Below are 427 nucleotides of genomic sequence, written 5' to 3'. Positions count from 1 at the left end.
ATGACAGCGCGCCCGCCCGCGACACCTGACGGCCATCCCGGCCGTCCCATAACAATGCTCGCGAAAACAGGAGACCATGCAATGTCCTTCCCTCATCGATTGATGCGGCCGGCCCTGGCCGTGCTTTGCCTTGGATGCATGGCGGCGGCCCCACTGGCGCAAGCCCAGTCCGCCGACCAGTACCCCAGCAAGCCGATCAACTACGTCGTGCCATTCGCGGCGGGCGGCMCCACGGACCTGCTCGGCCGACTGATCGGCCAGCGGCTGTCGCAGGTGCTCGGCCAGTCGGTGGTGGTGGRAAACCGCGCCGGCGCCGGCGGCAATATCGGTTCGGACTACGTGTCCAAGGCCGCGCCGGACGGCTACACGCTGCTCGGCGGCACCATCAGCTCGCACGCCATCAACGTGAGCCTGTACCCCAAGATGC

At 67.5% G+C, this 427-nt stretch carries 1 protein-coding gene; it reads left to right on the top strand.

The window, feature by feature from the left end; genetic code table 11:
• Window positions 1-81: 81 nt before the first annotated feature.
• Window positions 82-427, top strand: a 346-nt coding sequence (locus AC1DCP_RS26505) for a Bug family tripartite tricarboxylate transporter substrate binding protein (RefSeq protein ID WP_476774886.1), incomplete at its 3' end; no start/stop codon positions are given.

It is taken from the genome of Agrobacterium sp. 10T429 (assembly GCF_056393925.1).
Note: the sequence above shows the minus strand (reverse complement) of the source record. Positions and strands in the feature narration are given on the sequence as shown.